27 protein-coding genes are annotated in these 22,219 nt (G+C 70.2%); 22 read left to right on the top strand and 5 right to left on the bottom strand.

Features of this window, described 5'->3' with window-relative positions; genetic code table 11:
* Nucleotides 1–215 precede the first annotated feature (215 nt).
* Nucleotides 216–1,214 (top strand): FtsX-like permease family protein, encoded by a 999-nt coding sequence (locus tag MK177_09275; protein ID MCH2427508.1) that lies wholly within the window; start codon nt 216–218, stop codon nt 1,212–1,214.
* A 58-nt stretch (nt 1,215–1,272) separates the two neighbouring features.
* On the top strand, nt 1,273–2,283 hold the full coding sequence (rsgA, locus tag MK177_09270) for a ribosome small subunit-dependent GTPase A (GenBank protein ID MCH2427507.1): 1,011 nt from the start codon (nt 1,273–1,275) through the stop codon (nt 2,281–2,283).
* Nucleotides 2,284–2,293: 10 nt separating this feature from the next.
* On the opposite strand, the gene MK177_09265 is transcribed toward rsgA, so the two are convergent.
* Nucleotides 2,294–3,799, bottom strand: a complete 1,506-nt coding sequence (locus MK177_09265) for an acyl--CoA ligase (protein ID MCH2427506.1) — start codon at nt 3,797–3,799, stop codon at nt 2,294–2,296.
* A 112-nt stretch (nt 3,800–3,911) separates the two neighbouring features.
* Here MK177_09265 and MK177_09260 point away from each other — a divergent pair, with 112 nt between their 5' ends.
* The gene (locus tag MK177_09260; protein MCH2427505.1) at nt 3,912–4,250 is read left to right on the top strand and encodes a hypothetical protein; all 339 of its coding nucleotides are present in this window, start codon (nt 3,912–3,914) and stop codon (nt 4,248–4,250) included.
* 70 nt (nt 4,251–4,320) lie between these two features.
* The gene (locus MK177_09255; protein MCH2427504.1) at nt 4,321–4,794 is read left to right on the top strand and encodes a YbaK/EbsC family protein; all 474 of its coding nucleotides are present in this window, start codon (nt 4,321–4,323) and stop codon (nt 4,792–4,794) included.
* Nucleotides 4,795–4,815: 21 nt separating this feature from the next.
* Here the strand turns inward: MK177_09255 and MK177_09250 are convergent, their stop codons facing one another.
* Entirely contained in the window at nt 4,816–5,283 is a 468-nt protein-coding gene (locus tag MK177_09250; protein MCH2427503.1) for an Lrp/AsnC family transcriptional regulator, read from the bottom strand.
* Nucleotides 5,284–5,395: 112 nt separating this feature from the next.
* On the opposite strand from MK177_09250, the gene MK177_09245 reads away from it, so the two are divergent.
* The 3 genes from MK177_09245 to MK177_09235 all read left to right on the top strand — a co-directional run bounded on the left by MK177_09245 (nt 5,396) and on the right by MK177_09235 (nt 7,645).
* The gene (locus tag MK177_09245) at nt 5,396–5,647 is read left to right on the top strand and encodes a DUF6356 family protein (protein MCH2427502.1); all 252 of its coding nucleotides are present in this window, start codon (nt 5,396–5,398) and stop codon (nt 5,645–5,647) included.
* 7 nt (nt 5,648–5,654) lie between these two features.
* Nucleotides 5,655–6,614, top strand: coding sequence for an asparaginase (locus MK177_09240; protein ID MCH2427501.1), 960 nt, complete (start codon nt 5,655–5,657; stop codon nt 6,612–6,614).
* Between the two features lie 128 nt (nt 6,615–6,742).
* Nucleotides 6,743–7,645, top strand: coding sequence for an SDR family oxidoreductase (locus tag MK177_09235; protein MCH2427500.1), 903 nt, complete (start codon nt 6,743–6,745; stop codon nt 7,643–7,645).
* Between the two features lie 21 nt (nt 7,646–7,666).
* On the opposite strand, the gene MK177_09230 is transcribed toward MK177_09235, so the two are convergent.
* The gene (locus MK177_09230; GenBank protein ID MCH2427499.1) at nt 7,667–8,125 is read right to left on the bottom strand and encodes a GntR family transcriptional regulator; all 459 of its coding nucleotides are present in this window, start codon (nt 8,123–8,125) and stop codon (nt 7,667–7,669) included.
* Nucleotides 8,126–8,289: 164 nt separating this feature from the next.
* Here MK177_09230 and MK177_09225 point away from each other — a divergent pair, with 164 nt between their 5' ends.
* The 5 genes from MK177_09225 to rraA all read left to right on the top strand — a co-directional run bounded on the left by MK177_09225 (nt 8,290) and on the right by rraA (nt 10,749).
* Nucleotides 8,290–8,628 (top strand): P-II family nitrogen regulator, encoded by a 339-nt coding sequence (locus tag MK177_09225; protein MCH2427498.1) that lies wholly within the window; start codon nt 8,290–8,292, stop codon nt 8,626–8,628.
* A 74-nt stretch (nt 8,629–8,702) separates the two neighbouring features.
* Nucleotides 8,703–9,536: an enoyl-CoA hydratase/isomerase family protein gene (locus MK177_09220; GenBank protein ID MCH2427497.1), complete on the top strand. Its 834-nt coding sequence runs from the start codon at nt 8,703–8,705 to the stop codon at nt 9,534–9,536.
* Between the two features lie 15 nt (nt 9,537–9,551).
* Nucleotides 9,552–9,857: a hypothetical protein gene (locus MK177_09215; GenBank protein ID MCH2427496.1), complete on the top strand. Its 306-nt coding sequence runs from the start codon at nt 9,552–9,554 to the stop codon at nt 9,855–9,857.
* 80 nt (nt 9,858–9,937) lie between these two features.
* A complete protein-coding gene (locus tag MK177_09210; GenBank protein MCH2427495.1) occupies nt 9,938–10,273 on the top strand; it encodes a hypothetical protein in 336 nt (111 codons plus the stop codon).
* A complete protein-coding gene (gene rraA / locus MK177_09205; GenBank protein ID MCH2427494.1) occupies nt 10,270–10,749 on the top strand; it encodes a ribonuclease E activity regulator RraA in 480 nt (159 codons plus the stop codon). The genes MK177_09210 and rraA overlap by 4 nt, the downstream gene beginning before the upstream one ends.
* Nucleotides 10,750–10,783: 34 nt before the next feature.
* On the opposite strand, the gene MK177_09200 is transcribed toward rraA, so the two are convergent.
* Nucleotides 10,784–11,605, bottom strand: coding sequence for an enoyl-CoA hydratase-related protein (locus MK177_09200; protein MCH2427493.1), 822 nt, complete (start codon nt 11,603–11,605; stop codon nt 10,784–10,786).
* Between the two features lie 126 nt (nt 11,606–11,731).
* Between MK177_09200 and MK177_09195 the strand changes: the two genes are divergently transcribed.
* From MK177_09195 to MK177_09160, 8 genes are all read left to right on the top strand, one after another.
* Nucleotides 11,732–12,814: a Zn-dependent alcohol dehydrogenase gene (locus MK177_09195; GenBank protein ID MCH2427492.1), complete on the top strand. Its 1,083-nt coding sequence runs from the start codon at nt 11,732–11,734 to the stop codon at nt 12,812–12,814.
* A gap of 39 nt (nt 12,815–12,853) precedes the next feature.
* Complete coding sequence (locus tag MK177_09190) at nt 12,854–13,333, top strand: OB-fold domain-containing protein (GenBank protein MCH2427491.1); 480 nt, start codon at nt 12,854–12,856, stop codon at nt 13,331–13,333.
* A complete protein-coding gene (locus MK177_09185) occupies nt 13,330–13,950 on the top strand; it encodes an OB-fold domain-containing protein (GenBank protein ID MCH2427490.1) in 621 nt (206 codons plus the stop codon). The genes MK177_09190 and MK177_09185 overlap by 4 nt, the downstream gene beginning before the upstream one ends.
* Nucleotides 13,916–14,998, top strand: coding sequence for a lipid-transfer protein (locus tag MK177_09180; protein ID MCH2427489.1), 1,083 nt, complete (start codon nt 13,916–13,918; stop codon nt 14,996–14,998). Before MK177_09185 ends, MK177_09180 begins: the two co-directional genes overlap by 35 nt.
* A 2-nt stretch (nt 14,999–15,000) precedes the next feature.
* Entirely contained in the window at nt 15,001–16,164 is a 1,164-nt protein-coding gene (locus MK177_09175) for a thiolase domain-containing protein (GenBank protein ID MCH2427488.1), read from the top strand.
* A 79-nt stretch (nt 16,165–16,243) separates the two neighbouring features.
* Complete coding sequence (locus tag MK177_09170; protein ID MCH2427487.1) at nt 16,244–16,435, top strand: ferredoxin; 192 nt, start codon at nt 16,244–16,246, stop codon at nt 16,433–16,435.
* A 6-nt stretch (nt 16,436–16,441) separates the two neighbouring features.
* Entirely contained in the window at nt 16,442–17,647 is a 1,206-nt protein-coding gene (locus MK177_09165; protein ID MCH2427486.1) for an FAD-dependent oxidoreductase, read from the top strand.
* Nucleotides 17,648–17,703: 56 nt separating this feature from the next.
* Complete coding sequence (locus MK177_09160) at nt 17,704–18,174, top strand: hypothetical protein (GenBank protein MCH2427485.1); 471 nt, start codon at nt 17,704–17,706, stop codon at nt 18,172–18,174.
* A gap of 32 nt (nt 18,175–18,206) precedes the next feature.
* Here MK177_09160 and MK177_09155 read toward each other — a convergent pair whose 3' ends face one another.
* A complete protein-coding gene (locus MK177_09155) occupies nt 18,207–20,666 on the bottom strand; it encodes a M1 family metallopeptidase (protein MCH2427484.1) in 2,460 nt (819 codons plus the stop codon).
* Nucleotides 20,667–20,774: 108 nt separating this feature from the next.
* Between MK177_09155 and MK177_09150 the strand changes: the two genes are divergently transcribed.
* Entirely contained in the window at nt 20,775–21,767 is a 993-nt protein-coding gene (locus tag MK177_09150; protein ID MCH2427483.1) for an adenosine kinase, read from the top strand.
* A gap of 59 nt (nt 21,768–21,826) precedes the next feature.
* Nucleotides 21,827–22,219 (top strand): enoyl-CoA hydratase-related protein (locus MK177_09145; GenBank protein MCH2427482.1); only part of this gene is annotated, 393 nt, incomplete at its 3' end.

Raw genomic sequence — 22,219 nt, 5'->3', positions numbered from 1 at the left:
GTGTCGGATGCGTCGGTGGAGCGGTCGTGAGGCGGCTCAGGGAGGTCATCGGGGTGGCGGTGGCCGGCCTGACGGCACGCAAGGTCCGGACCGTGCTCATCATGCTGGGTCGGGTGCTGGGCGTTGCGGCCATCGTGTCCGCCATCGGCATCAACGAGAGCTAGAAGGGGCACCTGAAGGCCAAGCTCCAGGAGTTGGGTACCGACCTGATCGTGGTGAACGCATCGTCCGGGTTGGGCTTCGGCCAGGCTCCCGTCATCGAGGCCGCCGCCGTGGGCCGGGTGAAGCGGCTCCCCGACGTCGTAGCGGTCACCGGGACCCGGCAGATGTCCGACATCGTGACCGTGCCCTTCGCCGGCGCCGAGGACTACTACAGGGCCTTCCCGGTACCCGTCATCGCCAGCGGCCTGGACCTGCCGGCGACGCTCGAGGTCCCCCTCGTGAGCGGACGTTTCCTGAACGACTTCGATGAGTCGTCGGGGGCCCGGGCGGCGGTCATCGGTCGGGATCTGGCCGACGAGTACGGCTACATGCGGGGTGAACCGCGGACCATCCTCCTGAACGGCTTGGAGTACGGCGTGATCGGGGTGCTCGACTACGTGTTGTTGGAGCCCTCCATGGACTCGGCTGTCTTCCTGACCTTCACCAGCGCGGTCGACGACTGGGGACTGGTCGATCCGGATCCCAGCCGCCTCTACGTGCGTGCGCCGGTCAATACGAGGCTGGTGGCCGAGGAGATTCCGACCGTGGTGAGCCTCGGAGGCCCGGATGGCGCCAACGCATCCGTGCCCACCGACCTCCTCGACGCCCAGTCCCAGGTGGACGAGAGCCTGAACAACCTGACCAAGATGATGGGCGGGTTGGCGCTGATCGTGGGTGGTGTGGGGATAGCCAACGTCATGTCGATCTCCGTGATCCAGCGATCCTCGGAGATCGGCATCCGTCGGGCGCTGGGCCACAGCCGGGGGACCATCGCCATCCAGTTCCTCTTCGAGGCCCTGGTGGTGGGCGTGCTGGGAGGGATCGTGGGCGCCGGCGTGGGCGCCGGTGTGGTGTGGGGGGTGGCAGAACAGCGCGGGTACACCATGGTCCTCTCCATGGTGGGGCTGGTCGTATGGGCACTCGTGTCGGTCGGCGTGGCCGTTGTTGCCGGGCTCTACCCGTCGACCAAGGCGGCCCGCCTGGAGCCCCTCGAGACCCTGCGCCTGGGTTGACGCTTCCGCCCCCCTCGACGGACGGGTGCTCCGGCGTGGTGGTCGTAACATCTCGTCGATGACCATCGACCTGGGTGACTACGGATGGCACGGTGGTCCGATGCCGTCCGACGGTCGGCTCGGACGGATCGTGCGGGTGGACCGCGGCGAGTGCGACGTGGTGACCGCCGAGGGTCGGATCCGGGCATTCTCTGATTCGCAGCGCGCCCAGGGCCTGGTTGCGCCGGCGACCGGTGACTGGGTGGTAGCCGTGGACGACCCGGAACTCGGACCCGTCATCGGGCGGATACTGGATCGGACCAACACCGTGTCGCGGCGTGATCCCTCGGAGGCCGACGTCGAGCAGGTGCTGGTGGCCAACGTGGACCTGGTCCTGATCGTGCACGGCCTGGACCGACCGTTGCCGCCCGGGCGCCTCGAGCGCTTCCTCGTGGTGGGCTGGGACAGCGGAGCCGAGGTGGCCGTGGTGCTGACCAAGGCCGACCGGGACGAGGCCGTCGCAGTGGAGGTGGCCGCCGTGGTGAGGGCCCTGGCTCCGGAGGTACGGGTCCTGACGGTTGGGATGGGATCCGATGGGCACGAGGGGCTACCGGATGTGGCGGCGCTCCTGGGCCGGGGTCGAACCGTTGCCCTGCTCGGCGAGTCGGGTGCGGGCAAGTCGACGCTGGTCAATGCCCTGATCGGCGAGGAGTTGCTGGCGACCGGCGAGGTCCGGTCCAGCGACTCGAGGGGCCGCCACACCACGGTGAGTCGCGAGCTCATCCGTTGCCCCGCCGGTGGGTTGCTGATCGACACGCCGGGAATCCGGGCCGTGGGGATCTGGGACGCCGAGGAGTCCCTGGCGAGGGTCTTCGGTGACCTGGAGGAGCGTGCCGCCGACTGTCGGTTCAGCGACTGTTCCCACCTGTCGGAGCCGGACTGTGCGGTCCGGGCCGAGGTGGCGGCAGGCCGCGTCGACGTTCGGAGGGTCGTCCGGTATCGGGCGCTCCGCGACGAACTTGCCACCCAGCGGGAGCGGGAGGTCGTGCGGTCCCGGAAGGCGGCCCGGGGTAGGAGGGGTCGGCGCTGAACCAGGGGGCTCACCGGTCGGGGCGCTCTCCCGCCTCGTCGGCGGCGAGCGCCCTGCGATCCAGCTTGTCGCCGGAGTTGAGCGGCAGCCTGTCGACGATCCGGAGGGCCTCCGGCAACTTGTGGGAGGACAGGTCGGGTCGGCCGTGGGCCACGAGGTCGTCCAGCGTCGGCGGGTGGTCGGGATCGGCGGGCACGACCACCGCCACGCCTATCTCGCCCAGGACCTCGTCGGGGCGGGGTACCACGGCCAGCTGGTCGATGCCGGGGTGGGTACCCAGGACGGCCTCCACCTCGAGCGGGTACACGTTGTAGCCGCCCCGGATGAACATCTCCGAGACCCGGCCGGCCAGGTGGTGGCAGCCGGCCCGGTCGACGTGGGCCAGGTCGCCGGTCCGGAGCCAGCCGTCGACGAGGGTGGCCGCGGTGCCCACCGGGTCTCCCCAGTATCCCGACATGGCGCTGGGCGTCCGGAGCCAGAGCTCGCCGACCTCGCCGGCCTCCACCGGGCTGCCACCGTCATTCCGGACCTCGGCCTCGACGCCGGGGCGGGGCCTGCCCACGGTGTGGAGGGCCTCGTCGTCATCGGCGTCCAGCGAGGTCCCGAGGCCGATGCCCCCAGACTCGGTCGATGAGTAGCGGATGGAGTAGGGGGCGTCGAAGCGCCGCCGGGCCTCGTCGACCAGCGAGGGAGTCGACGGGCCGCCGCCGACCACTATGGCCCTGACGCTGGACAGGTCGTGGTCGTCGAAGCCGGGGTGTCGGAGCAGCAGGGCGATCTGGGCGGCGACGCCGTTGACCGCCGGGAGGCGGTGGCGCTCGACTAGGTCGAGAAGACGTCCGGCGTCCCAACGGTCCATGACGTGGCTGGTGGCACCCGAGGCGAGCTGCCAGGGGAGCTTTGTCATCACGCCGACGTGGGCGAACGCGGTTCCGGCCACGAGGTGTCCGCCCGACCCCCAGGCCCCGCCCGAGTCCATCCCGGCGATGGCCACGAGCTGGCGGTTGGTGAACCAGGCGCCACGTGGGTCGCCGGTGGACCCCGAGGTGAAGCAGATGCAGACCGGCCGTCCGGCGTCCTCGACGAGGTTCAGGACGTCGTGGTCGACGTTGCGGAGCGGCCCGAGCAACCGTCCCGGGTCATCGGTCGGGGCCACCACCTCGACGGCCACGTCGTCCGGAAGCCCAACGGTCAGCGCCTCGGTGGCCAGGACCAGGCTCGGGCCGACGGCATCGGCCACGAGGCCCCGTTCCCGGGCCCGGAGCCTGGGATTGGCGCCGGCGGTGACAGCGCCGACCTTGGCGGCAGCCAGGTAGGCCACCGCGTACTCCGGACCCGACGGGAGCGAGAGCAGGAGGACGTCGCCCTCCCCGAGCCCGCGGGCCGCCAGCCCAGCCGCCACCTCGTCGGACGCCCTGTCCAGCGCCCGGTAGGAGAGGGGGGCACCCGACGGCAATCGGAAGGCGGCCCGGTCGCCGAAGCGTCGGGCAGCCTCGGCGACGATCCGTGGCAGCACGTGGTGGGCCCCTGGGAGGTCAGGTGTCGAGCAGGTCGAGGACCAGCTCGGCCGGCCGGGCGATGACGGCCCGGTCGCCCCGGACGCCGATCGGACGCTGCATCAGCCTGGGGTGTTCTACCAGCAGGTCGACGACGAGGTCGGCGTCGACCAGGGTCGCCGGGTCGACCCCCAGGTCGTCGAAGGCGGCGTCCCGTCGGACAAGGTCGGCCGGCCGGACGCCCAGGAGGCGGAGTATCGACTCGAGGGCCTCCCGGTCCAGCGGGTCCTTCAGGTACTCGATGGCGTCGAACTCGACGCCACGCTCCTCGAGCAGGTCGAGGGCGCCCCTGGACTTCCCTCAGCCCGGGTTGTGGTACAGGAGCAGTCGGTCGTCCATGGGCGGACGGTAGTACGTGGCCCCACCGGAGATCGGTCTCCGGACTGGGTCGGTGTGCCACCGGCACCCTAGGATCGTTTGAACCATTCGTTCGGGGTGGACGGCTCGATCGTCCCGCCGATGACCGAGGAGTCGATCGAGTATGGGCCGTCGTTCCGAGGCTATCGAGCGGTTCACCGAGGAGGCGGAGGCCTCCGGGCTGCAGGTCGAGGTCCAGAGCTACCCGGAGGGCACCCGAACGGCGGCCGATGCGGCAGCGGCCGTGGGATGCCACGTCGACCAGATCGTCAAGTCGCTGGTGTTCATGGCCGACGTCCGTCCGGTTCTAGTGCTCTGCTCCGGGGGCCGGCGGGTGGACGAGGAGCGCCTGGCCTCGTACCTGGGCACCGAGATCCGGATCGCCGGTGCCAGCGAGGTGCGGGCGGCGACCGGCTTCGCCATCGGCGGTACGCCTCCGCTGGGCCACACCGTCCCGTTGCGTACCGTCGTCGACCCACATCTCATGGACTTCGACGAGGTGTGGGCGGCCGCCGGCACGCCCAACTCGGTGTTCCCGGTGAAGCCGAAGGACCTCGTGCAGGCCACGGCCGGTGCCGTGGTCGGCGTCACCCGCTGAGCATCGCCCGGATCCGGGGGGTCAACCTCCGAAGGCGTAGTCCAACGGGACGGCGGTGGTGTACTTGAGTTCCTCCATTACGAAGATCGTGCGGACGTCGAACAGGTCCACCCGCCTGATGAGGCGCTTGTAGAAGGCGTCGTAGGCGGCGATGTCCGGAACCAGCACGCGGAGCATGTAGTCCACCTCGCCGCTGGTCCGCCATGCGGCGACGATCTCCGGGAACTCGCCGATGCCGGTCGTGAAGCGGTCCAGCCAGGCTGAAGAGTGGTCGTGCGTCCGGATCTCGACCAGGGCAGCCACCCCCAGGTTGACCGCTGCCGGGTCCACGAGCGCCACCCGTCCGGTGATGATGCCCTGTTGCTGGAGTCGTTGGACCCGGCGCCAGCAGGAGGTGCCGGCCAGCCCCACGGACTCGCCCAGCTCGCCGGCCGAGAGCGAACCGTCCTCCTGGAGTAGGCGCACCAGATCTCTATCGATTGCGTCCATGAAAAGAGAATAGTGCATAATAGATGTAATAACAGCGAAATAAATGCGTAATCATCGCCTGTGGGCGCGCAAACGCAGGATGGTGTCGAGCGGTTGTACGTACGATCAGTCCATGACGGTCATCGACGTCTTCACCGAGCACCCGAAAACGGTCGGCGAGTCCTGGGCCCGACATGCCCGATTTGCACTGTCGGCCTCGGGCCTGCTCGCCCGGGCTGCCCTCGCAGCTGCGATCCATGCCGTGGTGCCCGCCCTGTTCGAGACGACGGCCAGCCGCACCGTCGACGAACTGCACGCCCGGATCCATGGACCCCGCTGCTCCGGGCCTGCGATGATCGACCCCATGGAGGCCGTGCCCGCGTGATCCCAGGGTGAGCGGGGCGCTCGTGGTCGAGGCAACGCGCGGCGGTCGGGTCGAGAGCCTGCACGAGGTCGACGCTGTCCTCGTCGACACGTCCGGTCGGATCGTCGATGGCTGGGGTGACACGAGGCGTCAGGTCATGCCCCGCTCGGCCATCAAGCCGATCCAGGCCCTCCCCCTGGTGTCGACCGGTGCCGCCGACGCCTTCGGCCTGACCGACGTCGAGCTGGCCCTGGCCTGTTCCAGCCACGACGGGGAGCGGGGCCATGTGGACGGGGTGTCAGCGTGGCTGGCCAGGCTGGGCCTGGACTCCGATGCCCTGGAATGCGGGGCCCAGGTCCCCCTGTCGGAGTCGGCAGCCACGGCGCTGGCGTCGGGCGGCGGCGACCCCACGGCCATCCACAACAACTGCTCGGGCAAGCACGTCGGCTTCCTGACCATCCTGCGCCACCTCGGCCTGCCTCTCGACGGCTACCTCGAGCCCGGCCATCCACTCCAGGCCGACCACGTGACCCCGTCAATCGAGCGCACCTGTGGCGTGGACCTGACTACGGTCCAACCGGGCGTGGACGGCTGCGGCATTCCGGCCTGGGCCATGCCCCTGGACCGCCTGGCCGCCGGCTGGGCGGCCCTCGGCTCAGAACCGGACGGCTCGTCGGCCCATCGCCTGCTCTCCGCGATGCGCAGCGAGCCGTTCCACGTGGCGGGCAGCGTACGTACGTGCACCCGGATCATCGCCACGGCCACCGGCGGCACGGTGGTCAAGACGGGGGCCGAGGGCGTCTTCGGTGCCGTGCTCCCCGCCGACGGCCTGGGGCTTGCGCTCAAGGTCCGCGACGGTGCCCGTCGAGCGGCTGAGGTCGCCATCGAGTGGCTCCTGGCCCGCTACGGCCGGCTCGGGGACCCGGCGCCGGTGAGACTGGTGAACCTCGCCGGTGTGGTGGTCGGCGAGGTGCGGGTCGCCGGCTGACCCGGTGACGGCTGGCAGGAGATCGTCGTGCTACGGAACGCATCTCGGTCCGGTTGCCGGCTGCTCCCGGCCACTCCCTAGGGTTGCGATCGGATCTCCAGGAGGACGAGGCCGGAGGGCTCAGGCCGATGGGTAGTTGTGAGGGACGCGTGGTGATCGTGACCGGTGCCGGTCGCGGCCTGGGCAGGGCCCATGCCCTGGCGTTCGCCGCCGAGGGGGCGAAGGTCGTGGTGAACGACCTGGGCGTCTCCCGGGACGGCGGGGATCCGGCCGAAGGGCCCGCCCACGATGTGGTAGCGGAGATCCAGGCGATGGGCGGCGAAGCAGTCGCCAACGGCGCCGACGTGGCCGATTGGGAGCAGGCTGCGGCCATGGTGGCCCAGGCCGTCGATGCCTTCGGGCGCCTGGACACCCTCGTCTGCAACGCCGGGTTCCTGCGTGACCGCATGCTGGCCAACATGAGCGAGGAGGAATGGGATTCGGTCACACGGGTACACCTGAAGGGGCACTTCGCTCCGGCCCGCCACGCCATCGCCCACTGGAGGGACCGGTCCAAGTCGGGTGAGGAGGTCGGTGCCCGGGTCGTGATGACGTCCTCGGGGGCTGGTCTCATGGGGAGCATCGGTCAGGGGAACTACGCGGCGGCCAAGGCGGGCATCGCCCTGCTGGTGGTGCAGGCGGCTGCCGAATGGGGCCGGTACGGCGTGCTCGTGAACGGCGTGGCACCCGACGCCCGTACCCGGATGACCGAGGGTGTCATCTACGACACCGGGGTACCCGAGGGCTGGGACGAGAAGGACCCTGCCAACGTCTCCCCGTTGATGGTGTGGCTGGGGAGCAGGGACTGCGACGTGACAGGTCGGGTGTTCGAGGCGTCTGGTGGGAGCCTGAACGTCTGTGACGGTTGGCAGCACGGCCCGGTGGCCTCGGTGGGGGAGCGTCGCTTCGAGGTGGCCGAGGTGGGCGAGGCCGTCCACCGTTCGATCGCTGGCGCCCCCGATCCGGCCCCGGTGTTCGGCCACCGAGACTGACCGACCGCACCGCATACCCGGTCAGACTCTGGTGCCCACCTCGTCGGCAGCGGTTCGGGCGATGGCCTCGTCCAGCAACCGGTGGGACTCGTCGGCATCCACCCCGAGTTGCCGGAGTTCGAAGGCGAACCGGTCGGCGGCACCTGCCAGGCGTTCCCGGCGCTGGCGCAACGGTTCGGAATGCGGCGGCTCGTCGGATACGAAGGTGCCGCGTCGACCCTGCCCGACCAGGGCCCCGTCCCGCTCCAGCTCGCGGTAGGCCCGGGCCACGGTGCCTGGCGCCAGGTCCAGCGTGTCGGCGAGGTGGCGGACCGTGGGGAGACGACATCCGGGTTCTAGGTGCCCGACGGCCACCATCACCGAGACCTGGGCCCGGAGTTGTTCATAAAGCGGCACGGAGGCCGTCGGGTCGAGGCGGACCACCAGGCGGCGACGGCGTCCCGATGCGTCGGTGAACTCGGCGATGGACGGGGTGGGCATGGTGGCCACGCTAGCCGGTCGAATGAGTATCGTAATGATACAAATGAGGAGTAAATGTCAGATATGTGCCATATTCTTGCCACTGAATATGGTACAAGCGATGCTATGTATCAACCGAAGGACCCAACAGTGGGGCCTGCGAGATACCTACCGGGAGGCGGGACGTGAAGTTGGTAACGGCGGTCATCAAGCCCTTCAAGCTCGACGACGTGAAGGACGGCCTGGCCGCCCTGGGCGTCCAGGGAATGACGGTGAGCGAGGTCCAGGGATTCGGCCGACAGGGCGGCCACAGCGAGACGTACCGGGGGACTGAGTACAAGGTGCTCTTCACGCCGAAGACCCGGGTCGAGGTGGTGGTCGACGACGACCTCTCCGACCGGGTCGTGGATGCCGTGGTGGCAGCCGCCCGCACCGAGAAGATCGGTGACGGCAAGGTCTGGGTGACCGACGTGGGCAACCTGGTCCGCATACGGACCGGCGAGCGCGGCTCCGACGCCGTCTGACCCGTCAGGCCGTTTCCGGCCCCAGGTGGACCCGTCTGGCAGGCTCCGATGCCCGGCGGGCTACCGTCGGTGGAATGACCGCCGGCGAAGCAGGCCTCGAGGAACTGATCCGGTTTGAGATCCGGAACCAGGTCGCCTGGATCACCATCGACAACCCGGAGAAGGGCAACGCCATCTCGCCCGGCATGCGGGACCGGATGGCCTCCCTGGTCAACGGCCTGAACGGCCGCTTCGAGGCCCGGGCGGTGGTGATCACGGCGACAGGCCGGAAGCTGTTCTGCCCGGGGGCCGACATCAGTCTTCGCAGGGAGCCCGCCCCCCGGCCGGATGGCGCCCCCGAGTCGGCGGTGGGCGAGTCCAGGCGCATGATGCTGGACGGCCAACTCAAGTTGATGCCCGCCATCCTGGACTGCGAGCTGCCCGTCATCGCAGCGGTGAATGGCACGGCTGCGGGGGTGGGAGCACACCTGGCCCTGTGCTGCGACCTGGTGGTCATGGCCGACCATGCGAAGTTCATCGAGGTGTTCGCCCGTAGGGGCTTGGTGCCCGACGGTCTCGGGGCCTGGATCCTTCCCCGCCTGGTCGGCCTGCAGAAGGCCAGGGAGCTCATGTTCTTCGCCGAGGACATCCCCGCAGAGGAGGCCCTTCGCATCGGGCTGTGCAACCGGGTGGTTCCCGGCGACGACCTGGTGGCCGCCACCACCGAATGGGCGGAGCGCCTAGCCGCCGGGCCGACCCGGAGCCTCATGCTCACGAAGTGGCTGGTGAACCGCTCCCTGGACGTGGACCGGCGGACGCTGGAGGACAACGAGGCCTGGGCCGTGGAGCTGAACTCCCACACGTTGGACTCGCGGGAGGGCCTGGCCAGCTTCCGCGAACGCCGCGATCCGATCTGGCGTGGGTTCTAGCGTGACGGTGGACCGATGATCATCCGGGTCGACACGGCCGGCGAGGTGCGTGTGGACGAGCACACGGTGTTCACCGACTTCCACGTCGAGGCGCCGGTCGGGTTCTCCACCGCCGAACTGGCGGCCACCATGGGAGAGGGCACCCGTCCCGACGGTGGGCACCTCTGGATCGCAGAAGCTGCGGTTCGGCACTGGCTGGCCGGACGCACCGACGACGACTGGGACGAGGGCTTCTCCGGGATGGTCGCCTACGCTCGGTCCAAGGGCTGGACGGACGAGGCGGGTACCCACCTGCGGGCCCACCTGGAGAACCTCGACTGACCGAACGCAGAATGGAGAGCCACTGCATGGCCGAACTGACCATCTTCCACAACCCGCACTGACACGCCTCCAAGAACGCCTTGGCGGTCGCCGAGGAGCTGGGAGTCGACGTGGACATCGTGCTCTACATGAAGGAGCCGCCCGACGAGTTGCTCCTGGGGCGCATAGCCGACGGCCTGGACGGGCCGGTCGAGGACCTGGTGCGAAAGGACTCGCAGTTCCGGAAGCTGGACCTGGTGGAGGGCGACTACGTCGGTGATGCCGCAGCTGTGGTCGACCTGTTGGCCCGTCGCAAGGCGCTCCTCCAGCGACCGGTGCTGGTTCGGGGTGACCTGTCGGGCGACGGCCAGTTGGTGGCCTGCGTGGGTCGGCCGAAGGGGCGCCTGTACGAGTTCATCGGAGGACCGACGACGTGATCCCCACTGCGGATATCTGCGACGAGCATGGGGACGACATCCGGGTCATGGACGGCGGGTTTGGATCGTACGGCGGCGCAGTCTCGTTCTGGGGCCCGGTCACCACCCTGGCCGTCTTCGAGGACAACTCACTGGTGCGCGGGGCCCTCGAGGAGGCCGGTGCCGGTCGGGTGCTGGTCATCGCCGGTGGCGGGTCGACCCGCTGTGCCCTCGTGGGGGGAGAACTGGGGATGCTGGCCGACCACAACGGCTGGGCCGGGATCATCGTGGACGGCTGTGTACGCGACGCGGGAGAACTCCGCGGGGCCACGGTCGGCATCAGGGCCCGGGGGACCAGCCCTCGGCGGAGCGTGAAGCGGGGTGCCGGCGACCGGGACGTGCCGGTCAGCGTGGGGGGCGTCGACCTGGTCCCCGGCATGTGGCTGTGGGCCGACGAGGACGGGATCGTCGTGGCGGACCGGAACCTGGAGGGGTAGCAGCCGTCCAGCATCCAGGTTCAGCCGGACCGGTTCAGGCGAAGTCCGGCGGCCGGTTCTCCACCAGTGCCCGGACACCCTCGGCGTAGTCCCCGGTGCGCATGTGGTCGTCCAGCAGGTCGAGCGATTCGGTCACCGAGGCCGCCACGTCCCGGTGGAGGTCGGTGTAGACCTGCCGCCGGGTCGCCGCGAGGCTGGATCGGGCCACAGGAGACAGGTACTCCTCTATCCAGTCGAGGGTGTGGGCCAGCACGTCTGGACCGTCCGACAGCCCGTTCACCAGGCCCATCCCGTGTGCCTCCTCGGTCATCACGACCCGGCTGGTCAGCAGCAGGTCGTTGGCCCGCCCCAGCCCGATCAGGCGGGGGAGCAACCACGACAGTCCGTACTCGGCCGGAAGGGCCAGCTTTCCGTGGGCGGTGGTGAGCTTGGCCCCCGGCACAGCGAGCCTCAGGTCGGCGAAACAGGCCAGCACCAGCCCGACCCCGGCGGCCGCCCCATTGACGGCAGCCACCACCGGCGTGGTAAGGCCGAAGTGGTATGCGAAGTCGGCGTCGAACGCCGGGTGCACCCCGAAGCCAGGCATGGGTATATCCGGGGTCGTGCCCGGGTCGTACCCGCCCTTGGCGATGTGGCCGTCGAGCGCCCTGGCGTCGGCGCCTACGCAGAACGCACCGCCTGCCGGATCCCCGGTGACCACCACGACCCGGACCGCCGGGTCGGCCTCGGCCTCGGCAAGGAGCCACCGGTACTCGGTGTGCATGCGTCCGGTCCAGGCGTTTCGGCGTTCCGGCCTCGACAGGAAGATGATGCCGGTCGAGCCGATGGTCTCATAGCGGGTCACCCGGAGGTCCACGCGGCGACGCTAGCCCCCGGCCCACCCAAGACGACCAGCCGTCCGCTTTCACGCCCGCCGCCGACGGCCGGTACCTTGACCGTCAGCGGCGTCGGGCCCGATGCCGTAGGACGAGGGGGAGACCCAATGCTCGCAGCGATCCTCATGGAGTGCCCGACCGAGGAGTTGGTGGTCGCCGACGACGTGACCCTCAGGGACCTGGCGCCCGGCGACGTGAAGGTGAAGATCGCCCACAGCGGCGTCTGCCACTCCGACCTGTCTGCCATGAACGGCACCATCCCGCAGGCCCCGCCCGCCGTGCTGGGCCACGAGGGTGCCGGCGTGGTCACCGACGTTGGTGACGGGGTCACCCACGTGGCCCCCGGTGACCACGTGATCATCGCCTTCTCCCCGCCGTGCGGCACCTGCCCGTTCTGCACCGGCCGTGGCCAGCCCAACCTGTGCATCAACGGGCTCATCGCCATGGGCTCCAACCCGCAGTTCCGACGAGGCGACACGGTGGTCGGCGCCATGACCGGCTGCGGCACCTTCGCAGAGGAGACCATCGTGCCCGGCATGGCCGCGGTGAAGATCGACGACGACATCCCCATGGACGTGGCCGCCCTCGTCGGCTGCGGCGTGACGACCGGCGTGGGTGCCGCCCTCAACACGGCGAAGGTCACCCCCGGCTCGTCGGTGCTGGTCATCGGTGCCGGCGGGGTCGGCGTGGCGGCCATCCAGGGTGCCCGGATCGCCGGAGCGTCCGCGATCGTGGCCGTGGACCTGCACGAGGGAAAGCTGGACCGGGCCAAGGCGTTCGGTGCCACCCACGGCGTGGTGCCCGACGACCTGCCGGGGGCGGTCGCCGAGGTGACCGGCGGTGAGGGCTTCGACTTCACCATGGAGTGCATCGGCATGCCGACCACCATGCGGCAGGCCTTCGACATGACCCGGCGGGGAGGCACCTGCTGCATCGTGGGCGTCGGTCGCGCCGAGGAGACCTTCGAGCTTTCGGCCTTCGAGATGTTCTTCTCCGAGAAGACCCTCATCGGCTCGATGTACGGCGGGGCCGACGTGCGTACCGACTTCAACCGCTTCCTGGGCCTGTACAAGGCCGGACGCCTGGACCTGGACGGGATGATCACCCGTCGGATCCGCATCGACGAGATCAACGACGCCATGGCATGCATGGGCGATGCCGACGTCATCCGCCAGGTCGTCGACTTCTAGGCGGACCAGGGAGATGCCGGCCATGGACCCGGTCGAGCGATGACCGGACCGGACGCGCCCGGGCCTTCAGCCCTGCGGGCCGACCTGGTCATCGAGTACCCGTTCATACGCACCACCGGGCCGGTCGTGGGCGCCTTCCTGACCGGCCTCCGCGAGGCGGTGCTGCTGGGCATCCGACGGTCCGACGGCACGGTGATGGTGCCGCCCGTGGAGTACGACCCGGTGACCAGCGAGCCGCTTACCGAGGTGGTTGAGGTGGCCTCCACCGGGACGATCGTGTCGTGGACGTGGGTGGATCCGCCCCGTCCCGGATCCCCCTGGGAGGTGCCCCACGGCCTGGCCCTGGTCCTCCTGGATGGTGCTGACACGCCGATGCTCCACGGTGTCATGGTCGACTCCCCCGATGGGCTGGCCACCGGCCTGCGGGTGGAGGCCGCCTGGAAGGACGACCGGGTCGGCCACATCACGGACCTGGCGGGGTTCGTGCCCGTCGACCAGGTGACGGCGGCGCACCGGTGACCGACACGCCGATCCCCGCTGAGGCCTCCGACGGCGTAGGGGTGGTCCTGCCACCCTCGATCCGCGACGTCGAACCGGTGCGATCCGTACGGACGCCCATACGCCTGGAGTACGACTTCATCCCCAGCGCTGCGGCCCAGCAGTACCTGCGTGCCTACGGAGAGAAGCGGATCCTCGGAAACCGGTCGCCGGTCGACGGCGCCGTGTTCGTACCGCCCCGGGGCGTCGACCCGCGCAACGGCGTGGTGGCCGACGAGATGGTGGACCTGGCAGACATCGGACACGTGGGCAGCTTCTGCGTCACCCACCTACCCATCCCGGGTCGCAGAGACCTGCCGGTCCCGTACGTCAGCGCGTGGATCCACCTGGACGGCGCCGACATCGGCTTCCTGGGACTGGTTGCCGGCTGTGCCAACGAGGACGTGCGGATCGGCATGCGGGTCCGTGCCGTGTGGAAGCCCGACGGGGAGCTTGGGGACACGGCCGAGAACGTCCTCCACTGGGAGCCCACCGGTGAGCCTGACGTTCCGATCGCCGAGGCCGGGAACCGGGCCTGGGGGGCGAAGCAGGCGGCCGCCGACGATGACGACGCTGACGGCGGTGACAGCGGTGCGTGAGGTCGCCGTGGTCTCGTCGGCCGTGCACCAGGTGGAGGCCCTGACCTTCACCACCGACGTCCAGCTCATGGTGCCCCTCATCAACGAGGCACGGGGAGCCGTCGGCCTCACCCAGGCCGACATCGGCTTCACCTGTTCGGGGAGCAGCGACTTCCTGGCCGGCCAGGGCTTCTCGTTCGTACAGACGCTGGACGCCGTGGGGGCGTTCCCCCCGATCAGCGAGAGCCACGTCGAGATGGACGGGGCCTTCGCCCTCTACGAGGCGTGGGTGAAGCTCCAGGTGGGCGAGGTGGACACGGCCCTCGTCTACTCCTACGGCAAGTCATCGCCCGGGTCGCGGCGCGACGTGCTGGCCGTGCAGCTGGACCCCTACACGGTGGCCCCGCTGTGGCCCGATGCCCACGCGGTGGCCGCCCTGCAGGCCCGCCTGCTGCTGGAGTCGGGTGCCGTGAGCGCCGAGGGGCTGGCCGAGATCGCCGTGCGGAGCCAGCACCACGCCGTCGGAAACCCCAACGCCCTTAGGGCCTCGGCCGGGGCAACGGTCGCCGGGGTGATGGCCGAGCCGGTGGTGGCCGACCCGCTACGCCCATCCGACATTGCAGCCGAGGCCGACGGCGGCTGCGTCGTGGTCCTCGCCGCTGGGGACCGGGCCCGGTCGCTGAGCGATCGACCGGCATGGATCCGCGGAATCGATCACCGCATCGACGCCCACGCCCTGGGCGTGCGGGACCTCACCCGGGCTCCGTCGGCCGCCCTTGCGGCGGCGAGGGCCGGAGCGGGTGACGACCGCCTGGACATCGTCGAGTTGCACGGTCCGACGACCAGCCAGGAGCACATCCTGGCCTCCGAGCTGGGCCTGGACGCCGACACCCTGGTGAACCCGTCGGGCGGAGCGCTGGCCGCCGACACGCTCATGGCCGCCGGCCTGGTACGCATCGCCGAGGCCGCACGACGCATCTCGTCGGGCGACGCCGACCGGGCCCTCGCCCATGCCACGTCCGGACCCTGCCTGCAGCAGAACCTGGTCTGCGTGATGGAGGGGGAGTAGCGGTGGGCGCCGAACGCACGGCGGTCCTCGGGGTGGGTCAGACCCACTACCGGTCCACCCGCGGCGACGTCTCGATAGCGGGCCTCGTCCGGGAGGCCGCCCTTCGGGCGATGGAGGACGCCGGCCTCGTCTGGGCCGACATCGACGCCGTGGTGATCGGCAAGGCGCCCGACTTCTTCGAGGGCCTGATGATGCCAGAGCTGTACCTGGCCGATGCCCTCGGCTGTGTGGGCAAGCCGATCCTGCGGGTCCACACGGCCGGGTCGGTCGGCGGTTCTACGGCGCTGGTCGCCACCTCGCTGGTCCAGGCGCGGATCCATCGACGGGTCCTGACCGTCGGCTTCGAGAAGCAGTCCGAGTCCAACGCCACTTGGGCTCTCTCGCTTCCACAGCCCTTCTCGGTCTCCATAAACGCTGGCGCGGGCGGCTACTTCTCGCCGATCATCCGCCAGTACATGGCCCGCTCCGGAGCCCCGGACCTGATCGGCTGCATGGTGGCCTTCAAGGATCGCCAGAACGCCCTCCTGAACCCGTACGCCCACCTCCACCAGCACGACCTGACCTTCGACCAGGTGGTGGAGGCGCCGATGCTGTGGGATCCGATCCGCTTCTCGGAGACCTGCCCGTCCTCGGACGGGGCATGCGCGATGGTGCTGGGGGACGAGGCGGCCGGCGACGCCTCGTCAGGGCCGGTGGCCTGGGTACACGGAACGGCCATGCGATCCGAGGCCAACAACTTCCCGGGCCGTGACGAGGTCGACCCGCAGGCCAGCCGGGACTGCGCCGCGGACGTGTTCGGCCAGGTCGGGATCACGAATCCCCGGGCCGAGATCGACGTCGTCGAGATGTACGTGCCGTTCTCCTGGTTCGAGCCGATGTGGCTGGAGAGCATCGGGTTCGCAGAGCGGGACCAGGGGTGGCGGATGGTCGAAGAGGGCGCGACCCGCCTGGACGGCGGCGACCTGCCGGTCAACTGCTCGGGTGGAGTGCTGTCGTCGAACCCGATCGGCGCCTCCGGGATGATCCGGTTCGCCGAGGCCGCCCTGCAGGTCCGTGGTATGGCCGGCGACCACCAGGTGGATGGTGCCCGACGGGCCTTCGGCCACGCCTACGGCGGCGGCGCCCAGTACTTCGCCATGTGGGTGGTCGGTGCGGACAAGCCCTGACCGCCCGCCATTGCCTACGATCTGACCGTCAGCCAGGGCCGCCGCGGGCGGGCCACCAACCGACCCGGGAGGGGACGCCATGCGAGTAGTCGTCGACTTCGACCTTTGTGAGAGCAACGCCATATGCATGCAGATCGCTCCGGACGTATTCGAGGTGCGCGACGACGACTTCCTCTACGTCCTGGAGGAGAACCCCGGCGAGGATCGTCGGGCCGCCGTCGCAGAAGCCGTCCAGCGCTGCCCCAAGCAGGCCATCTCCGTGGAGGACTGACCCACGGTGCGTGGCTCGGTAAGCATCGTCGGAGCCTCCCTGGCCGGCTACTGGGCTGCCGAGACCCTGCGCCGCGACGGCTTCGAAGGCCGGATCAGCCTCATCGGCGACGAGCCCCACGCGCCCTACGACCGTCCACCGCTGTCCAAGAAGTTCCTGGCCGGCGACCTGGACGACGACCGCCTCCCCCTGACAACGGCTGAGAAGCTGGCTGACCTGGGCCTGGAAATGCGCCTCGGATGCCGGGCCACAGGGCTCGACGTGGCCACCCGGACCCTGGAGGTGGACGGTGTCGCCGAACCGTACGACGGCCTGCTCATCGCCACGGGGGCCCGGTGTCGGAACCTGCCCGGGACCGTCGGCCTGGCCGGCGTGCACACCCTGCGCACCCGCGACGACGCCGAGGCCATCCGGGACGCCCTGGCGAACGGCGCCAGACGGGTCGTCGTCGTCGGGGCCGGCTTCATCGGTGCCGAGGTGGCGTCCACGGCGATCGGCCGTGGAGCCGAGGTGACCATGGTGGAGGCCCTGGAAGCCCCCTTCGGACGGGTGCTTGGAGTTGAGATGGGCGCCGTGATGGCCGACGTCCACCGACGACACGGCGTGGACCTGCGAACCGGCGTGGGCGTCGACGAGGTGCTGGGCGACGACCGGCTGGCCGGTGTGCGCCTGGCCGACGGAGCGACCCTGGAGGCCGACCTGCTGGTCGTGGGAATCGGCGTGGTACCCAACACCGACTGGCTGGAGGGTTCGGGCCTGACCCTGGACGACGGGGTGGTCTGCGACGAGACCTGCCTGGCCGCACCCGACGTGGCGGCCGCCGGCGACGTGGCCCGCTGGCCGAACCCGCGCTACGGAGAGGTGATGCGGGTGGAACACTGGGACAACGCAGTCCAGCAGGGCGTCCACGCTGCCCGCCGGCTGCTGCAGTCCGACGAGGAGGCGACGCCATACGCACCCGTGCCATGGTTCTGGACCGACCAGTACGACCGGAAGGTGCAGCTGGCCGGCAGGCCGCACACCGACGACGAGGTCCGCGTGGTGGCGGGCTCGACCGCCGAGCACCGCTTCGCTGCCTTCTACGGTCGGGACGGTCGGTTCACCGCAGCCCTGGGCATGAACCGGCCCAGGCAGGTCATGCAGTCCAAGGGCCTCCTGGATGCGGGGGCGTCGTGGGACGAGGCCCTGGCATTCGCCTCCGCCTGGGAGTGACCGGTTCGGGCCTCCGGCGTAGGAATCGCACAGGGGCCGCGTCGGTCGTCCTCGTGGTGTCGGTGCTGGCCGCCGGCTGTGGAAGCGACGGGGCGCCCGACTTCGACCTGGAAGCGATCGAGGCGATGGTGCCAGCCGTGCTCGTGCCGGAGCATCCGGAGGTCGTCGAGGGCGTGGACTGCGGAGATCCGGATCCCGACAGGCTGGGTCCAGTGGCCTGCACGGCGATCCTCTCCGGTGTGGAGATTCCGGTCCTGGTCCACAGACCTGCCATCGACGGTCGGATCCGGGTGGAGTCCCCTATCGAGGTCGTCGACGCCGTCGACGTGGCTGCCGAGGCGGCCGCCCGGCTGGAGTCCGACCTGGGCGTGGTGAACGTCGTGGCCTGCACACCGGCCGCCCGGGTGGCCCGCGAGGGCCAGGCCTTCGCCTGCACGGCCACCGACCCACGGGGACGCGACCATGTCCTGGTGGCGACCCTGGTGGGACGGGACGGGTCGTTCCACCTGGACCTCGACCTGCCCTGATCCGACGGCTACCCGCCGGGACCTGCGGTGGGTCAGCCCAGGAGCCGGGTCCTGAGGCGTACGTTGACCCCACGCCGCTCGCGGTGCTGGGCGACCATCAACGCCCCCTGGGGGACCGGATGGTCGTCCAGGAAGCGGTCCACCTCCGGGTCGATCCCGGCTCCGACCAGGGCCCGGACGCCCTCGAGCATCCGGGCGATGCTGTTGGACGGCAGCCGACCGGTGAGGTCCTCCCAGTGGTCCGTGACCGAGCGCCAGGCGACGGCCCGGTGGTGTCGGTGGGCCAGCAGCGACCGGAGCAGGAAGGGGGCGTCCTGGGTGCGGACGGTGCCGTCGTGGACCTCGCCCAGGAGTGCCTCCACCTCGGTCAGGCCGCCGAACAGGGCCAGCGCCCGGAGGTGGCGCTGCTCCTCCTGGGCACTCCCCGACGCCTCGAACCGCCTACGGCATTCGGCCCGGTCGGCACCGTCCCCGTGTGTCGCCACCACGGCTACGACAGCGCCGTCGACAGCCGGATCGGCGGATCCGCCGGACGACCAACGTCGTCGCGCCTCGGCGATGACCCCGGGGTCGTCGGCCAGCGTGCCGGCAGCGGCGAGCACGACGCCCCGTAGCTGCCGGGTCCGGTCGTCCTCCCCGTCGGCTGGTGCCCAGCCCAGCCGACCGACTATGCCCGTCAGGAGGCCGCCCGCCTCCGAGGCGAGCGTCCGGTGGCGCTCCGGTGCCACGAGGTCCAGCGTCCCGATGCCACGCAGAACGGCCTGCCACACGGCCAGGTCAGGGTCATCGACGAACGATGCGGCGAACCCGGCGAACGCTGCCGGATCGTGCCTGCCAGCGAGCGTGGCGGCCCACCGGTCGTCGACGGTCATGGAGCGTTCCACGGCGGTGAGCCGCCCAGGGTCATGAGGCGCGTCCATCCCGGAGCGGTGGAAGCCGGCGGCACCGGCATTGACGGTGACGAGCGTGCCCGCCAGGTCCACGACGACCGGGTCGTCGCCAAGGAGCACCCGCTGTTCGCCGGCCGTGGTCCTGAGCCTCACCGGGACCTGCCATCGGCTGCCGTCGTCAAGGCCGTCGTAGCGGAAGGGGCGCTGGGAGAGAGTGCACCTGCCGTCGTCGACGGTGGCCTCGACCAGCGGAAACCCGCCCCTGAAGATCCAGTCATGCATGAGGTCGCCGACCGGTTGCCCGGTGGTCGTCTCGAGTGCCACCCAGAGGTCCTCGTTGTCGGTGTTCCCCCCGAGGTGGTCGGCCAGGTACCGACGCACTCCGTCCCGGAACGCCTCCTCGCCGAGGAACTGTTCCAGCATCCTCACCACCGCCGCACCCTTCTGATAGGTGAGCACGTCGAACATGGACTCGGCGTCTGCCGGGGTCACCACCGGATACTCGATGGGCCGCGTGGAGGCCAGGGCGTCCACGTCCAGCGCCGCTGCCCGTGCAGCTCCGAAGCCGGCCCACACGTCCCAGTCGGGCCGCCAGGCCTCCACCGCCTTCATCTCCATGAAGGTGGCAAAGGCCTCGTTCAGCCAGATGCCGTTCCACCAGCGCATGGTGACCAGGTCGCCGAACCAGAGGTGGGCCAGCTCGTGGCTCAGGACCGACGCCACGCTCTCCAACTCCCGTTGGTCGGCCGACTCCGGGTCGACCAGCAGAAGCACCTCACGGAACGTTATGCAACCCAGGTTCTCCATGGCCCCGAAAGCAAAGTCCGGGAGTGCAACCAGGTCGACCTTGCCTCCCGGGACGTCGATGCCGTACCAGTCGGCTAACCATCGCAGGGAGTGGGCGGCCACCTCCAGGGCGAATGCCGTCTGGTCGCCGCGTCCCGGCGGGTGGATGATCCGGACCGGTACCCCGTCGACGTCGACCGGGTCGGTGGCCTCCATGGGTCCGACGACGAACGCCACAAGATAGGTGGACAGCTCGATGGTGTCGGCGAAGACCACCCGGTCGGTGCCGTCGCCGAGAGGCGTGCGGGACACCTCTGCGCCGTTGGAGACCGCCAGGAGGTCCTCCGGTACGACCAGCGTGACGCCGAACGAGGCCTTCATGTCGGGCTCGTCGAAGCAGGGGAAGGCCCGGCGGGCATCGGTGGACTGGAACTGCGTGGTGGCGATGGTCTGCTCGACGCCGTCGGCGCCGACCAGCGTGCTGCGGTAGAAGCCCCGCAGCCGGTCGTTGAGCAGGCCGCTGAAGGCCAGCTCGAGGCGGGCCCTACCGGGGGCCAGCGGCGACGGCGCCAACAGGACCAGCCGTTCGGCGGCCTCGTCGAGCGACGCCGAGAGGGCCGTCCGTTCGCCGTCGACGATGACCGCAGCGTCGAGGACCACGAGCTCGGCGGCGTTGCATGTGATCCGGTCGGTGGCCGTAGCCACCTCCACGTCGATAGCCACCGTCCCGGTGAAGGTGTGCTCATCGAGGTCGGGACGCAGCTCCAAGGCGTAGTGACGGGGCAGGACGTCGCGGGAAAGGCGGTGGTCGGACATGGCGGGCGAGCGTACCGGCCCACCGGACGCCCCTCGCCGACCCGGCAGCGGGCATGATGGTCCGCCGTCGGACCGTTCGGCGGATCGACCGGACCAGGGAGGAGCAACGTGGGAGAAGCCACGCTCGACGTCGTCGGGGTGGGCAACGCCATCGTCGACGTGCTGGCCGAGGTCGACGACCACTTCATCGACGAGCACGACCTGGCCAGGGGCTCGATGACACTCATCGACCGGGCACGGGCCGTGGAGCTCTATGCCGCCATGCCACCCGGGCTGGAGGAGTCGGGGGGTTCGGCGGCCAACACCATGGTCGGTGTGGCCTCGTTCGGCGGTCGGGCCGCATACATCGGCAAGGTCGCCGCCGACTTCCTGGGAGAGGTCTTCCGGCGCGACCTTCGCCACGTGGGCGTCGGCTTTGAGGTGCCGGGCGAGGCGGGGAGCGAGCCGACGGCCCGTTGCCTCATCCAGGTGACCCCGGACGCCCAGCGCACGATGAACACCCACCTCGGGATCTCATCCCACCTCTCGACCGCAGACGTCGACGCGGACCTGGTGGCGTCGGCCTCCCACCTGTACTGCGAGGGCTACCTGTGGGACACCGAGGAGGCCAAGGCTGCGATCCGCCACGCCATGGATCTGGCGAGGGCCGCCGGTCGGACGGTGTCGCTCACCCTCTCTGACGGCTTCTGCGTGGACCGGCACCGCGACGAGTGGCGGGGCCTGCTGGCCGACCGGGTGGACGTAGTGTTCGGCAACGGCAACGAGATGTGCTCGCTGTTCCAGGTGGACGACGTGGACGTGGCGATCGATGCCGTGTCCAGCGAGGTGGACCTAGCCTTTGTGACGCTGGGACGGCAGGGGTCGCTGGTCGTCCACGGGTCCGAACGGATCCCAGTGGTGGCCGACGAACTCCACGCCGTTGTCGACACCACGGGGGCCGGCGACCTGTACGCCTCCGGGGTCCTTTACGGCCTCAGTCAGGGAGCCGACCTAGCCCACGCGGCCCGGCTGGGGAGTATCGCTGCGGCCGAGGTGATTAGCCACCTGGGAGCCCGGCCGGAAAACGACCTGGTGGCCGTGGCCGAGTCGATCCTGGGTTGACCGTGGCGTCCACCGCTCCGATCGGGTGGGACGAGGAACCCGGGGGTACCGTCCGGGCCATGAGCGACGGCTACACCTGCTTCGACGTCAAGTTAGACGGCGGCGTCGCCACGGTCACCCTTAGCCGTGGCGAGCAACTGAACACCATGGTCCCCGCATTCTGGGACGAGCTCCCGGCCCTGATGCGGGACCTAGACGCCTCCGGGGAGGCCCGGGTGGTGGTGCTGGCCTCCACCGGACGCCACTTTTCTGCCGGCATGGACCTTTCAGTATTCGGCGGCACTCGTCCCGAGGGCGAGACGGGTCGCCTACGGGCCAACCTGCGGGCCAACGTCCTGCACCTCCAGGAGACGTTCTCGGTCTTCGAGAAGGCCCGGATGCCGGTCCTGGCAGCCGTCCAGGGCGGCTGTATCGGCGGGGCGGTCGACATGGTTACGGCGTGCGACATGCGG

The organism is Acidimicrobiales bacterium (genome assembly GCA_022452145.1).
Taxonomy (GTDB): Bacteria; Actinomycetota; Acidimicrobiia; order Acidimicrobiales; family MedAcidi-G1; genus UBA9410.
The sequence above is the reverse complement of the archived record's forward strand: the minus strand, read 5'-3'. Positions and strand labels throughout refer to the sequence as shown.